Genomic DNA, 14100 nt, shown 5'->3' with positions numbered 1-14100 from the left:
CGATGAGCGTCGAAACCCCGTCCCGCACGAGCGCGCTCCCGCTGCCGCCGGGGCCGAAGCTCCCGGCGGGCGTGCAGACGGTGCTCTTCGGCAACTTCCGGCACGTGCTGATGCCCCTGCTGCGGCGCCGCTACGGCGACCTCATCCGGCTCAACCTCTACCCCGAGCGCCACGTCGTGCAGCTGGCGAACCCCGACCACATCAGGGCCGTGTTCAGCGGTCCGGCCGACGTCTTCCACGCCGGCGAGGGCAACGTCATCCTCAAGCCGCTGATGGGCCCGCACTCGGTGCTGCTCACCGACGAGGACGTGCACCTGCGCGCCCGCAAACTGCTGATGCCCGCCTTCCACGGCGCGGCGCTGCGCGGGTACCGGGACATGATCACCGAGCTCGCCGAGGCCGAGGTCGCGACCTGGACGCCGGGCCGGGTGTTCCGCTCGCACGAGCGCATGCAGGCGCTGACGCTGGAGATCATCCTGCGCGTGGTGTTCGGCGTCGCCGAGGGGCCGCGGCTGGACGAGCTGCGCGAGCTGCTCACCCGCATCGTCGACATCGGTGTGCTGGAGCTGTTCGGCTGGCACAACGCCAAGCTGCGCCGGGTCGGCCCGTGGCGGCGGTACAGCCTGGCCCAGGACCGGGTGGACGAGCTGCTCTACGCCGAGATCGCCGACCGCCGCAAGGCCGGCGACCTCGACGGCCGCGGTGATGTGCTGTCCCGCCTGCTGACCGTGCCCGCCGAGGACGACCGGCTCTCCGACGCCGAGCTGCGCGACCAGCTGATCACCCTGCTGCTGGCCGGGCACGAGACCACCGCGACGGCCCTGGCCTGGTCGTTCCACGAGCTGGCGCGCGACCCGGCGCGGCAGCGGCGCGCGATCGAGGCCGCCGACGCCGGGGACGAGAAGTACCTGGAGGCGGTGGCGAAGGAGGCGATGCGGCAGCACCCGGTGATCTCCGAGGTCGCCCGGCGGCTGACGCGGGACATCGAGATCGGCGGCTACCGGATCCCCGCGGGCCACACGGTGATGCCGTCGATCGCCCTGGTCCAGGGGGATCCGGCGCACCACGACGACCCGGCGGCGTTCCGGCCGGAGCGGTTCCTCGGCGGCGGCCCGGCGAGCGGCACGTGGTTCCCGTTCGGCGGCGGCGTGCGGCGCTGCCTGGGCGCCGGGTTCTCCCTGCTGGAGGCGACGATCGTGCTGCGGGCGGTGCTCACCCGGTTCGCGCTGGAGCCGGACCGCGCCCGCGGCGAGCACGCCAGGCCCCGGCACATCACGATGGTGCCCGGCCGCGGCGCCCGGATCGCGGTCGTCCCCCGGCGCTGAGCGCGGCTACCCTGGGCGGGTCCGTCCGTACTCACAGAGCAGGTTTCCTTGAGCGCCACGATCCCAAGCGAGACCGTCCCGGCGAACCTCACGCGGATCGCCGCGGCGGGCGAGGACGCGCCGGGCGTCCTGTGGCGGCTGCGCGAGGAGGGCCGCCAGCTCGACGCGAACCTCGTGCACCTGCCGGCGGGCGAGCGGATCGGCACCCACACCGAGCCCGACCTCGACGTGCTGCTGGTGGTGGTCACCGGCACCGGGACGGTGACCACCGGGGAGGACGCGGTGGACGCCGGCCCCGGCTCGCTGGTGTGGCTGGCACACGGCCAGGCGCGCGCCGTCGAGGCGGGCCCCGGCGGCCTGTCCTACCTCACCGTGCACCGCCGCCGCCCGGGCCTGCGGATCGGGCTCCGCTGACACCGGCGGGGCGCCGGACGCGGAACTCACCGCCGTGAGCGCGGAACTCGCGCGCACGAGCGTGGGACTCGCGCGCACGAGCGTGGGACTCGCGCGCACGAGCGTGGGACTCGCACGGCCGGCGGCGCGCGTCACCTAGCGGCGCCGGGTGCGGAGGTAGTCGCTGATCACCGCCGCGCCCAGGCCGTCCGCCTCGGGTGCCACCACCCGGCCGCCGGACCGCCGCGCGATCAGGTCCACGAACGCCGCCAGCCGCGGGTCGTCGCCGAGGCGGAACACCGACACCGACGCCCCCATCTTCGCCAGCCGGTCCACTTCGGACAGCGTCTTGACCAGCGTCCGCGGCTGGGGCGGGTAGTCGAACTCCGCGGTGCCGTCCGCTTCCAGGTGCGCGGTCGGCTCGCCGTCGGTCACCATCAGCACCACCGGCTGCGCGTCCGGGTGCCGCCGCAGGTGCCGTCCGGCCAGCAGCAGCGCGTGGTGCGCGTTGGTGCCCTGCTCCCACACGCCCTCCAGCCCGACCAGCTCCGGCAGCTCCACCGACGTCGCGTACCGGCCGAACGTGATCAGCTGCAACGCGTCGTTGCGGAAGCGCGTGGAGATCAGCTGGTGCAGCGCCAGCGCGGTGCGCTTCATCGGCAGCCAGCGCCCCTCCGACACCATCGACCACGACGTGTCCACGCACAGCGCCACCGCCGCCCGCGACCGCAGCTCGGTCTCCACGACCTCCACATCGGACACGTCCAGCCGCACGCGGCCGCCGCCCGTGGACGCGGTCCGCAGCACGGCGTTGCGCACCGTGCGGGAAACCTCCCACGGTTCCCGGTCGCCGAACTGCCACGGCCGGCTCGCCCCGGTCGGCTCCCCCGCCGCCCCGGCCGACTCGGTCTGCCGCTCGCCGGTCTTGCCGCGCAGCGAGTGCACGATGTCCGACAGCGCCGTCTCCCCCAGGCGCCGCAACGCCTTCGGGGTCAGCCGCAGCGAGCCGTCCGGCGCCCGCTCGAACAGTCCCTGAGACCGCAGCTCACGCTCCAGTTCGGACAGTCGCCGCGCGTCCACCCCGGCGTCCGGCCCGAGCTGGCGTTCCAGCGCCTCCAGGTCGATGTCCTCCAGCCGGGCGCCCGGATAGGACTGGGCCAGCTGCTCCGCCAGGGCGTCCAGCTCCGCCAGGTCCTGCATGGCCTGCGCGCCCTCGCCCAGCCCCAGCGGGTCCTGGCCGCGGAATCGCGCCGAGGAGGTCCAGTCCTCCCCCGGCCGCATCGCCTGCAACCGGGCGTCCAGGCCGGCCAGCTGCTGCCCGATGCGCGGGTCGCCGAACGCCTGCCGCGCCAGCTCGGCCAGCTCCGCCCGCTGCTCGGCCGACATCGAGTTCAGCATCCGCTGCGCCGCGGCGGCCCGCGCGGCGAGCGCGTCGATCAGCTCGTCGACGTCGCGCGGGTTCTCCGGGAAGAACTCGCCGTGGCGGCGCATGAACTCGGCGAACCGCTCGTCGATGTCGTCCACGCCACGGGCGTGGGCGTCGAGCAGCGCGTTCAGGTCCGACAGCATCTGGTGGACGCGCTCGACGTCCTCCGGGCTGGTGCTCTGCAACGCCTGCTTCATGCCCGCGAAACGGGCGTCGAGCATCTCGCGGCCGAGCAGGTCACGGATCTGGTCGTACTTCTCGCGGCCCTCCTCCGAACGCCACGGGTAGTCCGACAGCTCACGCACCGCGGCCGCGGTGCCCGGCGGCAGCGCGTCGAGCTGGGCCTCGGCGAAGCGGGCGTCGTCGGACGGGTCGGGGAACAGCGCCCGCTTCTCGGCATCCAGCGCCTCGTCGAGCAGGCGCCGCACCTCTTGCAGGGTGCCGTCGAGCCGGTGCCGCCGCTGGATCTCGGCACGGCGCTGCCACACCCGGCGGGTCATCTCGTCCAGCCCGCGCGTGTTGCGGGTGCCGCGGCGCAGCAGCTCCTCCAGCGCCGACCGCGGCGAGGCGCCGTCCATGACCTCGCGGCCGATCTCGTCCAGCGCCTCGCGCAGGTCGATGGGCGGGGCGAGCGGGTCGGGGCCCTCGTGCCACGGGCCGTAGGACCAGCCCTGCGGTGCGGTGCTCACGGCCCGTACACCGTGGTCGCGTCGTCGGAGTCCTTCGCCAGCTGCCGCGCCAGGTAGAGCGACTCCAGGGCCAGCTCGACGGCCGCGGCGATGCGGCCCGGCTCGTCGGTGGCGGACACCCCGGCCCGCTCGGCGACCTCGTGCAGCACCGGCAGCTCGGGCAGCGCGGCGAGCAGGTCCGCGCCCGGCACGCGCTCGCCGGTGGCGACCAGGTGCCCGTTGGACACGGCCTCGACCAGCGGGCGCAGGTTGAGCCCGCCGAAGCGCTCGCGGGCGGTCTCGGCGACCGCGCGGCGCAGCAGGTGCACCAGGTGCTCGGTCTCGCGGCCCTCCTCGCCCGGCTCGAACTCGATCTTGCCGCGCAGCACGGCCGGCACCGCCTCCAGGTCGACCGGGCGCGCCACGGCCGGGTGCTCGCCGGTCAGCGCGGCCCGGCGCAACGCGGCCGCCGCGACGGTTTCCGCCGCGGCCACGGCGAACCGGGCCGACACGCCGGAGCGCTGGTCGACCACGGTGGATTCGCGCAGGTTGCGCACGAACCGGGCCAGCACCTCCAGCAGCGGCTCGCCGACCTCCGCGACCAGGTTCGCCTCCTGCCGGACCACGTCCACCTCGGCGGCCACGGTCAGCGGGTAGTGCGTGCGGATCTCGGCGCCGAAGCGGTCCTTGAGCGGGGTGATGATCCGCCCGCGGTTGGTGTAGTCCTCCGGGTTGGCGGTGGCGACGAGCAGCACGTCCAGCGGCAGCCGCAGCGTGTAGCCGCGGATCTGGATGTCGCGTTCCTCCATCACGTTGAGCAGCGCGACCTGGATGCGCTCGGCGAGGTCGGGCAGCTCGTTGATGGCCACGATGCCGCGGTGCGCGCGCGGCACGAGTCCGAAGTGGATGGTCTCCGGATCGCCCAGGCTGCGGCCCTCGGCCACCTTCACCGGGTCGACGTCGCCGATCAGGTCGCCGACCGAGGTGTCCGGGGTGGCCAGCTTCTCGGTGTAGCGCGCCTCGCGGTGCAGCCAGGTCACCGGCAGGTCGTCGCCGAGCTCGGCGGCGCGGCGCCGCGAGGCCGGGGTGATCGGGTCCAGCGGGTGCTCGGCCAGCTCGGAGCCCTCGATCACCGGGGTCCACTCGTCGAGCAGCCCGGCCAGGGTGCGCAGCAGGCGCGTCTTGCCCTGGCCGCGCTCGCCGAGCAGCACGACGTCGTGGCCGGCCAGCAGGGCGCGTTCGAACTGGGGCAGCACGGTCCGGTCGAACCCGACGATGCCCGGCCACGGGTTCCGGCCCTCGCGCAGCGCGGCGAGGAGGTTGTCGTGGATCTCGGTCTTGATGCTGCGCGGCAGGTGCCCGGCGGCGCGCAGCTCTCCCGCTGTGCGCGGGAGGTTCTCGGGTACGGGTGTCACGACTACGACGCTACGCACGTCCCGCGGTGTCGTCGACGTGGAGCAACTCCAGCGGCCGGGTGCCGTATTCTGGGTCGCCGTGTGCTGTCCCAGTGCGACCCTCACCGTGTGGGCCTCGGCGTGGCTGTCCGGAGCCGCGGCGTCCGACGACGTCCTCGACGCGCTCCTGGCGTGGGGCGAGGCGCACGAGGTGGTGGCCGCCGACGCCGAAGCGGCGGTGACGCTCGACCTCCCGCTCACCGGTGACTTCCCCGGCACGCCCGTCCAGCTGCTCGCCGCGTTGCGCGCGCACGGCGCCGGGCCCGCCCGGCTGGTGCTGCCCGCGCCCGGCGACCCGCGTGGCCTCGGCGGCGGCGGGCCGTTCACCGAGGCCGCGATGCGCGCCGGGGAGGCGGTGCTGCTGCCCGACCTCGGGTTCGGCCTGGTGCCGGTGCCGATCGCGGAGGGGCTGGTGCGCTGGTCGGTCCACCGGGCCGCGGTGCCGCTGAGCCCGGACTACGTCGGGCTGAGCGAGGCCGAGCACGGGCTGACCGACGCGATCCGGGATTCGGCGGGCGCGCTGCAGGCGCTGGACGTGGCGCGGGACCGGCCGGGGGTGCGGGCGGAGCTGGCGGCGAAGCTGCGGGCGCGGCCGCGCCTGGACTGGCCCGCCGGGACGCCGGGCCGGGCGCTGCGGGTGCTGCAGCGGGCCGACGAGGTGGGCGCCATCCTGGCGATCGCGGAGATCGACGAGCCGGGCGGCGCGCTGTCGTCGTCCGCGGCCGTGCGCCGCGCCGACGCCCTGCGCCCGCTGAGCACGGCGGTCCGCACGGCCCGCTACGCGGCGATCAACGAAGCCGTCCGGCAACTCACCGAACAGGGTGACCGGCAGCCCTGATCGGCGGCTTGACACCGGCGTGTTTCCTTGATCCACACATCGTCGTAGTGGCAGGAGACAGCTTCCGTGGATCTGGGTGACCCCACCACCAACCCCATCTCGTTCACGCTCGGACCGGCGGACGAGTTCTTCACCGAGCCGGTCGGCGCGCGGGACGAGGACGGCTTCCGGCGGGCCTGGCGGCGCATCGTGGCCGAGCACGGCGCCGACGCCGGGCGGGTCACCCGGATCGCCGCCTACTGGGAGCCCTCGGCGGCGGACCGGGAGTTCCTCGACACAACCTTCGCCGATGCCGGGCTGCAGTTCCTCTTCGAACGGCCGGAGCCGGCCGGCTGGGACAGCGCGCTGGAGAAGGCGCAGCAGGTGCTCGACGAGGTCCTGCGCGCCGAGGAGGCCGGGGAACTGGCGGAGGAAGCCCGCCGCGCCCGCGAGAAGCAGGCGAACGGTGAGCTGCTGCCGGTGCTGCGCAGCGGATCGCTCGGCGGCAGCGACGTCGTGCGGCAAACCATGCCGTGGCTGCCGGTGGCCGGGCGCGACCTGTTCGCCACGTTCGCCTACACCGCGCTGACGCCGCGCGGCACGGTCGGGATGCGGCACGTGCTGAACGACCACCTCGACGGCGCGGGCGGCTTCACCGAGGTCGTCACCACAGCGCTGGCCTCGGTGCGGTCCGGCCTGGTCCTGGAGGAGGCGGTCACCGAAACCGGGCGGCTGCTCCGCGTGCACCGCCCGGACGGGTTCGGCGCCGCGGGTGCGGTCATGCTGCCCGACTTCCACGAGCGGATGTCCGGCATCCACGGCTGGGACGAGCTGACGGTGGCCATCCTCTGCCCCGACGAGGCGTGGATCACGCAGTCCGGCACCCCCGACGCCGAGCGGCTCGCGCGGGAGGTGCGGGCGGCCGGGCAGCAGGCGCCCGAGCTGCGCCCCGCGCTGCTGACGGTCACCGCGACGGCGATCGACCTCGTCACCGAAGGCGGGTCGTGACGCGCGGGCGGGCGCGCTCCGTGGTTTGATCTCCCGCGTCGTTTCGTGATGTACGGGGGAACTTCGTGGACTACGTGGACCCGGCCCGCAACCTGATCTCGTTCACCACCGGCACGGGCGCGGTCTTCGCGGAGTCCGCGCCCGCGCAGGCCGTCGACGCCTTCCGCCAGGCCTGGGAGCGCGTCGCCGCGGACCACGGCGTGGACGCGGACCAGGTGATCCGCATCGAGGCCTACTGGCAGCCCGCGCAGTGGGACGAGCGCTACCTCGGGCGGACCTTCGGCGACGTGGAGCTGGAGTACGTCTTCCCCCGGCCCGATCCGGGCGGCTGGCACACCGCGCTGGACCGGGCCCGGGAAGTCCTCGACGAGGTGGCCGCCGCCGACTGAGCGTCAGGCGCGAACGGGCCGCTTCACCGGCTCGCAGCACCCCACCGCGCACGGCACGCCGTTGACCGTGCACCCGGCGAGCGGGAAGTCCGACAGCTTCCGCACCGGCGCTCCCGCCAGGTGCTCGCGCACCAGCTCCACCACCAGCTCCGCGAACCGCGGGTCCCCGTTCGGCGTCGCCACGCGGGCGAACCCCATGCCGTGCTCGGCGGCGCGCTCGGCGGCCTCGTTGTCCAGGTCCCAGATCACCTCGAGGTGGTCGGAGACGAACCCGACCGGGCACACCACGACACCCTGGACACCGGCGGCGTGCAGCGCGTCGAGGTGGTCGACGATGTCCGGCTCCAGCCACGCCACCTGCGGCGGCCCCGACCGCGACTGCCACACCACGTCGTACTCGGCGACCCCGGCCTGCGCGGCGACCAGCCGCGCGGCCTCGTGGATCTGCCGCGAGTACCGGCGGCCACCCTCCTCCGGCGGCCCGGCGGCCCGGTCCGCGCTCTCCGGGACCGAGTGCGCGGTGAACACCACCCGCGCGCCGGGCACCTGCTCCAGACCGGCCCGCAGCGCGTCGGCGAACGCGCCGACGAACAGCGGGTGGTCGAAGAAGTGCCGCAGCTTCACCAGTTCCGGCGCGCCCGCGCCGACGGCGGCGCGGGCCCGTTCGATGTCCTCGTCGTACTGGCGGCACGCCGAGTAGCCGCCGTAGGCGCTGGTCGGGAACACCAGCGCGCGGCGCACCCCGTCGGCCGTCATCCGGGCGACGGTGTCCTCCACCATCGGCTGCCAGTTGCGGTTGCCGAAGTACACCGGCAGGTCGACGCCCTGCGCGGCCAGCTCCTTCTCCACCGCGGCGATCGCCTCGCGGTTGAGCCGGTTGATCGGCGACACGCCACCGAAGTGCTGGTAGTGCTCGGCGACCTCGAGGAGGCGCTCGCGCGGCACCCCCCGCCCCCGGGTCACGTTCTCCAGGAACGGCATGACGTCGTCCGGTCCCTCCGGACCGCCGAAGGACAGCCACAGCAGCGCGTCGTAACTCACGGTAGACGATTCTGCCGCTGTGGCCGCCTTCACGCTGGATCGGCCCTACTGTCCGAGGGCGTGCACCCCGCCGTCGACCATGATCATCGAGCCGGTGGTGGCCGGCAGCCAGTCCGACAGCACGGCGCAGATGGTCTTCGCGACCGGCGTCGGGTCCTCGGCGTCCCAGCCCAGCGGGGCGCGGTCGCCCCAGCCGCCCTCCAGCTCACCGAAGCCCGGGATGGACTTGGCGGCCATGGTCTTGACCGGGCCGGCCGCCACCAGGTTCACCCGGATGCCCTGCGGCCCCAGGTCGCGCGCCAGGTAGCGGTTGACCGACTCCAGCGCCGCCTTCGCCACGCCCATCCAGTTGTAGGCCGGCCACGCCACGCGGGCGTCGAAGTCCATGCCCACCACCGAGGAACCCCGGGACAGCAGCGGCAGCAGCGCCTTGGTCAGCGACATGAACGAGTACGCCGAGACCTCGACGGCGACCGACACGTCCTCCTTGGGGGCGTCCAGGAACGGCGCGCCCAGGCAGGACTGCGGCGCGAAGCCGATCGAGTGCAGCACCCCGTCCAGCACGTCGACGTGCTCGCGCACGCGGTCGGCCAGGGTGTCCAGGTGCTCGGTGTTCTGCACGTCGAGCTCGATCACCGGCGCCTCCCGCGGCAGGCGCTTGGCGATGCGCTCCACCAGCGAGAGCCGGCCGAAGCCGGTGAGCACGACCTGCGCGCCCTGCTCCTGCGCGGCCTTCGCCGCGTGGAACGCGATCGAGCCGTCGGTGATCACGCCGGTGATCAGCAGTCGCTTACCTTCGAGAAGTCCGGCCACGCCTGTCCTTTCGGTGTGAAGTTCGGGAGGAAGAAGTCAGTGCCCCATGCCGAGGCCGCCGTCGACCGGCAGCACGGCACCGTTGATGTAGCCCGCCTCGTCGGAGGCCAGGAAGCGCACCGCGGCGGCGATGTCCGCGGTCTCGCCGTAACGCCCCGCCGGGATCTGGTTCAGCGCCGCGGTGCGCTGGTCCTCGGTGAGCGCGTCGGTCATGTCGGTGACGATGAACCCGGGCGCCACCACGTTCGCGGTGATGTTGCGCGAGCCCAGCTCGCGGGCCAGCGACCGCGCCATGCCGACCAGGCCCGCCTTGCTCGCCGCGTAGTTGACCTGCCCGGCGCCGCCGGAGAGCCCCACCACCGACGCGATGAAGATGAACCGGCCCCACTTGCCGCGCAGCATGCCGCGCGAGGCGCGCTTGGCGACCCGGTAGGCGCCGGTGAGGTTCGCGTCGACGACCCGGGTGAACTGGTCCTCGCTCATCCGCATGAGCAGCGTGTCGTCGGTGATGCCGGCGTTGGAGACGACCACCTCGACCGGGCCCTGGTGCTCCTCGACCTGCTTGAACGCCGCGTCGACCTGCTCGCTGTCGGTGACGTCGGCCTGCACGCCGAACAGCCCTTCCGGCGCGCCGGACCCGCGGTGCGTCACCGCCACCTGGTGCCCGGCCTCGGCGAGGCCCCGGGCGATGGCCAGGCCGATGCCGCGGTTGCCGCCGGTGACCAGTACGGACCGTCCCACGTGACACTCCTCGTTCGATTCCCGCAGTTGCCCGGTGAGGTTATCCGGCCGCCGGAGAGCGGGGCAGCACCGCCCGGCCGCCTACGCGGAAGTAACCCGGTGAGCCCGGTCACGAGGACCTTCGTCCTAAGGAACTGTTAGCTCTCGGCGCACTCCCTTGTCCGCGGCGGCCCCGGCCACCGAACGTGGTCGGCGGTCATGAGACAAGGGAGTTTTCGATGACGTCAACCATCGACGCCGGCGAGGACCGGCGCGCCGGCCGCCGCGTGGTGAGCAACATCCTCCGCGGCTCGGTCGGCAACCTGATCGAGTGGTACGACTGGTACGCCTACACCGCGTTCAGCGTCTACTTCGCCGCCACGTTCTTCCCGAAGGGCGACTCGACCGCGCAGCTGCTCAACACCGCGGGCGTGTTCGCCGTCGGGTTCCTCATGCGGCCGCTCGGCGGCTGGCTGCTCGGGCGCTACGCCGACCGGTTCGGGCGGCGCTCGGCGCTGACCCTGTCGGTGAGCCTGATGGCCGCGGGCTCGCTGCTCATCGCGCTGACCCCGGGGTACGGCTCGATCGGGATCGCCGCGCCGCTGCTGCTGGTGCTGGCGCGGCTGCTGCAGGGCATCTCGGTCGGCGGCGAGTACTCGACCTCGGCGACCTACATGTCGGAGGTCGCCACCCGCGGCAAGCGCGGCTACTACTCCAGCTACCAGTACGTCACGCTGATCGCCGGCCAGCTGGTCGCGCTGGCGGTGCAGATCGTGCTGCAGCAGGTGCTCACCACCGAGCAGCTGCACAGCTGGGGCTGGCGGATCGCGTTCGGCATCGGCGCGGTCGGCGCGGTGATCGTGTTCTGGCTGCGGCGCGGCATGGACGAGTCGGCCGACTTCGAGGCGTCCAAGGCGAAGCGGGACAGCGCCGCGCACGGCACGCTCAAGGCGCTGGCCAAGCACCCGAAGGAGGTCGCCCTCGTGGTCGGCCTGACCATGGGCGGCACGCTGTTCTTCTACACCTACACGACCTACCTGCAGAAGTTCATGGTCAACACCAGCGGCATCAGCAAGCCGGACGCGGCGTGGATCAACTTCTTCGCGCTCGTGGTGTTCGTGGTGCTGCAGCCGCTCTACGGCGCGCTGTCGGACCGGGTGGGCCGCCGGCCGCTGCTGATCGGGTTCGGCGTGCTGGGCACGCTGGTCACCGTGCCGTCGCTGACGCTGCTGGCGCACACGCGCAACCCGGTGTTCGCGTTCGTGCTGATGGTGGTGCCGCTGGCGATCAGCGCGCTCTACACCTCGATCAGCGCGGTGGTGAAGGCCGAGCTGTTCCCGACCAACATCCGCGCGCTGGGCGTCGGGCTGCCCTACTCGGTCGCGGTCGCGGTGTTCGGCGGCACCGCCGAGTACGTCGCGCTGTGGTTCAAGCAGGCCGGGCACGAGTCGCTGTTCTTCTGGTACGTCACCGCGGTCGTGTTCATCTCGCTGGTCATCTACGTCCGGATGCGCGACACCAGCAAGGAGTCGGCGATGGACGCCTCCTAAGGTGTGGTCCGTGCGCGTGTTGCTGGTGGAGGACGACGACGGGGTGGCCGGCGCCCTCGTCGACTCCCTCGGCGCGCACGGCCACCAGCCCACCCGGGTGCGGCGCGGCGAGGACGCGCTGCTCGCCCACCGGGACGCCGACCTGGCGCTGCTCGACCTCGGCCTGCCCGACCTGGACGGCCTGGAGGTGCTGCGCAAGCTGCGGGCGGTGAGCGCGCTGCCGGTCATCGTGCTCACCGCCCGGGGCGACGAACGATCGGTGGTCCGGGGCCTGCGGCTCGGGGCCGACGACTACCTGGTCAAGCCGGTGCGGCTGAGCGAGCTGCTGGCCCGCATCGAGGCGGTGACCCGGCGCGCCGCGGCCGCGCGGCCGGAACCGCAGGTGGTCGTGGTCGGCGACATCGAGGTGGACCTGGGCGCGCGGCGGGTGGTGGTCGGCGGCGCGGAGGTCGAGCTGACCGCGAAGGAGTTCGCCGTGCTGGCGGCCCTGGCCCGGCGGGCGGGCACCGCGGTGAGCCGGCAGCAGCTGATGGACGAGGTGTGGGGCGACGCGTACGTGGCCGTGTCGCGGTCGCTGGACGTGCACCTGACGCAGCTGCGCGCGAAGCTGCGGCGGCCGGAGCTGCTGACGACGATCCGCGGGTTCGGCTACCGGCTGGGCGCGTAGGTGCGCACCCGCGTCCTGGCCGTGCTGCTGGCCTTCGTCGTGCTCGCGACCGCCGGGTTCGCGCTGCCGCTGCTCAGCGTGACGGCGACCGAGCGCACGCAGCAGCTGCTGCTCGCCCGGACCGCCGACGTGGACCGGTTCGCGGCGCTGGCCGACCAGGCGGTGGCCGCGGGGGACGCGTCGGCGCTGCTGGCCGAGGTGACCCGGTACACCGAGCTGTACGGCGAGGGGATCGTCGTGGTCACCGCCCGGCGCGCCCCGGTGGCGGAGACCGGTGGCCTGGCCGCGGCGGATCCGGCGGTGGCGGAGCTGATCGACGCGGCGCTGCGGAACCAGCCGAGCCAGCCGGCGGCGACCGTGCGGCCGTGGTCGCGGACGCCGGTGCTGCTGGCCCGCCCGGCGGGCACCGGCACGAAGGTCTCGGGGGCGGTGGTGCTGCGGGCGTCGGTGACGAGGGCCGCCGACGACGTGCGGCGCAGCTGGTTCGCGGTGCTGGCCGGGGCGGCGCTGGTGACGCTGGCGGGGGCGGGGCTCGCGCTGGGTGCGACGCGGTGGGTGCTGGGCCCGATGCGGCGGCTGGACCGGGCGGTGGGGGATCTGACCGCGGGGTTGCGGCCGGTGCACGCGGACCTGGCCGGACCGCCCGAGCTGCGGCAGCTGACGGCGGGGTTCAACCGGATGTCGGACGCGGTCACGGCGGCGCTGGACCAGCAGCGGCGGCTGGTCGCCGACACCTCGCACCAGATGCGCAACCCGATGACGGCGCTGCGGTTGCGGGTCGACGCGCTCGGGCCGTCGTTGCCCGCGTCGGCCGCGCGCACCTACGAGGGCGCGGTCGCGGAGCTGGACCGTCTGGAGGCTCTGCTGGACGACCTGCTGACCCTGGCGGCGGCCGAGCACCGGGCCGGCGAGCTGGCCGTGTCCGGCGACAGCGCTTCCTGCGACGCGGCGGCCGTGGCGGAGGCGCAGGTGCACCTGTGGCAACCGGCCGCCGAGCGCGCCGGGGTGAGGCTGCGCTTCACCGGGGAGCCGCCGCGTACGGCAGAGGCACAGAGGCAACCCGCCGGGATGACGCCGCACCTCACCAGGGAGCCACTGCACGCGGCAGAGGCACAGAGGGCCACCGGGGAGCCGCCGCGTGCGGCGGCGACGGAGGCGGAGCTGGCGCAGGTGCTGGACGTGCTGCTGGACAACGCGCTGAAGTACGCGCCGGGCGCGGAGGTCTCGGTCTCGTGCGGCGTGGAGGGTGCGTGGGCGGTGGTGTCGGTGGCGGATGCCGGGCCCGGGCTGTCCGCGGAGGAGCTGGCGCAGGCGCAGGCGAGGTTCTGGCGCGCCGACCGGCACCGGGGCCTCCCGGGAACCGGACTGGGCCTGGCGATCGCCGAGCGCCTGACCGCCGGCCGGGGCGGACGGATCGAGCTGCGCGCGGCGGACCCGCACGGCCTGGTGGTGCGGGTGCTGCTGCCACGCGCGGAGGCGGACGGATCATGACGACGGCCGCCCTCCCCCGCGACTGCACCCCGCGGCCCACGCCGGGCGCCGAGCCCTGTCGCGAGCGCGGCACACTGCGACCCACCCGCCGCGCCGAGCGCCAGCGCCCGCCCCACGGCGCGCTGCCACTCACCACCCTCACCGAGCTCCACCGCCGCGGCGGTGCTCTGCCGCGCCCCCGCATCCAGGCCCACCGCCATCGCCACGGCGGGCTGCCACCGACCACGCTCGCCACGCCCCACCGTGACCGCGGCACGCTGCGACCCACTCGCCCCGCCGAGCGCCAGCGCCGGCGCCACGGCGGGCCAGCACCCACCGACCGCTCCCAGCCCCAGAAC

General features: G+C 74.2%; 13 protein-coding genes. 8 read left to right on the top strand and 5 right to left on the bottom strand.

What is annotated here, in order from left to right; genetic code table 11:
- Positions 1 to 2 precede the first annotated feature (2 nt).
- Both D0D28_RS00065 and D0D28_RS00060 read left to right on the top strand, forming a co-directional pair.
- A complete protein-coding gene (locus tag D0D28_RS00065) occupies positions 3 to 1325 on the top strand; it encodes a cytochrome P450 (protein WP_116109057.1) in 1323 nt (440 codons plus the stop codon).
- A 48-nt stretch (positions 1326 to 1373) separates the two neighbouring features.
- The gene (locus D0D28_RS00060) at positions 1374 to 1739 is read left to right on the top strand and encodes a hypothetical protein (protein ID WP_116109054.1); all 366 of its coding nucleotides are present in this window, start codon (positions 1374 to 1376) and stop codon (positions 1737 to 1739) included.
- A gap of 135 nt (positions 1740 to 1874) precedes the next feature.
- On the opposite strand, the gene D0D28_RS00055 is transcribed toward D0D28_RS00060, so the two are convergent.
- Both D0D28_RS00055 and D0D28_RS00050 read right to left on the bottom strand, forming a co-directional pair.
- On the bottom strand, positions 1875 to 3833 hold the full coding sequence (locus D0D28_RS00055; RefSeq protein ID WP_116109052.1) for a VWA domain-containing protein: 1959 nt from the start codon (positions 3831 to 3833) through the stop codon (positions 1875 to 1877).
- Entirely contained in the window at positions 3830 to 5227 is a 1398-nt protein-coding gene (locus D0D28_RS00050) for an ATP-binding protein (RefSeq protein WP_094002893.1), read from the bottom strand. Before D0D28_RS00050 ends, D0D28_RS00055 begins: the two co-directional genes overlap by 4 nt.
- Before the next feature lie 79 nt (positions 5228 to 5306).
- Between D0D28_RS00050 and D0D28_RS00045 the strand changes: the two genes are divergently transcribed.
- The 3 genes from D0D28_RS00045 (at position 5307) to D0D28_RS00035 (ending at position 7480) form a co-directional block, all read left to right on the top strand.
- On the top strand, positions 5307 to 6104 hold the full coding sequence (locus tag D0D28_RS00045) for a hypothetical protein (protein WP_162830940.1): 798 nt from the start codon (positions 5307 to 5309) through the stop codon (positions 6102 to 6104).
- A gap of 66 nt (positions 6105 to 6170) precedes the next feature.
- Entirely contained in the window at positions 6171 to 7091 is a 921-nt protein-coding gene (locus D0D28_RS00040; RefSeq protein ID WP_094002891.1) for a hypothetical protein, read from the top strand.
- A gap of 65 nt (positions 7092 to 7156) precedes the next feature.
- Entirely contained in the window at positions 7157 to 7480 is a 324-nt protein-coding gene (locus D0D28_RS00035) for a hypothetical protein (RefSeq protein ID WP_094002890.1), read from the top strand.
- A 3-nt stretch (positions 7481 to 7483) separates the two neighbouring features.
- Here the strand turns inward: D0D28_RS00035 and D0D28_RS00030 are convergent, their stop codons facing one another.
- Genes D0D28_RS00030 through fabG form a run of 3 tightly spaced genes read right to left on the bottom strand, consistent with a single transcriptional unit; the run spans position 7484 to position 10075 of the window.
- The gene (locus D0D28_RS00030) at positions 7484 to 8521 is read right to left on the bottom strand and encodes a ferrochelatase (RefSeq protein ID WP_116109047.1); all 1038 of its coding nucleotides are present in this window, start codon (positions 8519 to 8521) and stop codon (positions 7484 to 7486) included.
- 45 nt (positions 8522 to 8566) lie between these two features.
- Positions 8567 to 9334 (bottom strand): enoyl-ACP reductase FabI, encoded by a 768-nt coding sequence (gene fabI / locus D0D28_RS00025; RefSeq protein WP_116109045.1) that lies wholly within the window; start codon positions 9332 to 9334, stop codon positions 8567 to 8569.
- 36 nt (positions 9335 to 9370) lie between these two features.
- Positions 9371 to 10075, bottom strand: coding sequence for a beta-ketoacyl-ACP reductase (fabG, locus tag D0D28_RS00020; protein ID WP_116109042.1), 705 nt, complete (start codon positions 10073 to 10075; stop codon positions 9371 to 9373).
- Positions 10076 to 10293: 218 nt separating this feature from the next.
- Here fabG and D0D28_RS00015 point away from each other — a divergent pair, with 218 nt between their 5' ends.
- Genes D0D28_RS00015 through D0D28_RS00005 form a run of 3 tightly spaced genes read left to right on the top strand, consistent with a single transcriptional unit; the run spans position 10294 to position 13762 of the window.
- Positions 10294 to 11604, top strand: a complete 1311-nt coding sequence (locus tag D0D28_RS00015; RefSeq protein WP_116109039.1) for an MFS transporter — start codon at positions 10294 to 10296, stop codon at positions 11602 to 11604.
- Positions 11605 to 11614: 10 nt separating this feature from the next.
- On the top strand, positions 11615 to 12271 hold the full coding sequence (locus D0D28_RS00010; protein WP_094003123.1) for a response regulator transcription factor: 657 nt from the start codon (positions 11615 to 11617) through the stop codon (positions 12269 to 12271).
- Positions 12272 to 13762 (top strand): sensor histidine kinase, encoded by a 1491-nt coding sequence (locus tag D0D28_RS00005; RefSeq protein WP_116109037.1) that lies wholly within the window; start codon positions 12272 to 12274, stop codon positions 13760 to 13762.
- Positions 13763 to 14100 lie beyond the last annotated feature (338 nt).

The organism is Amycolatopsis ruanii, assembly GCF_003385175.1.
Classification (GTDB): domain Bacteria; phylum Actinomycetota; class Actinomycetes; order Mycobacteriales; family Pseudonocardiaceae; genus Amycolatopsis_E; species Amycolatopsis_E thermalba.
Note: the sequence above shows the minus strand (reverse complement) of the source record. Positions and strands in the feature narration are given on the sequence as shown.

Excerpts from the sequence above, each read along its gene's own strand:
- D0D28_RS00065 (WP_116109057.1), top strand. The coding sequence starts at position 3 with ATGAGCGTCGAAACCCCGTCCCGCACGAGCGCGCTCCCGCTGCCGCCG.
- D0D28_RS00015 (WP_116109039.1), top strand. The coding sequence starts at position 10,294 with ATGACGTCAACCATCGACGCCGGCGAGGACCGGCGCGCCGGCCGCCGC.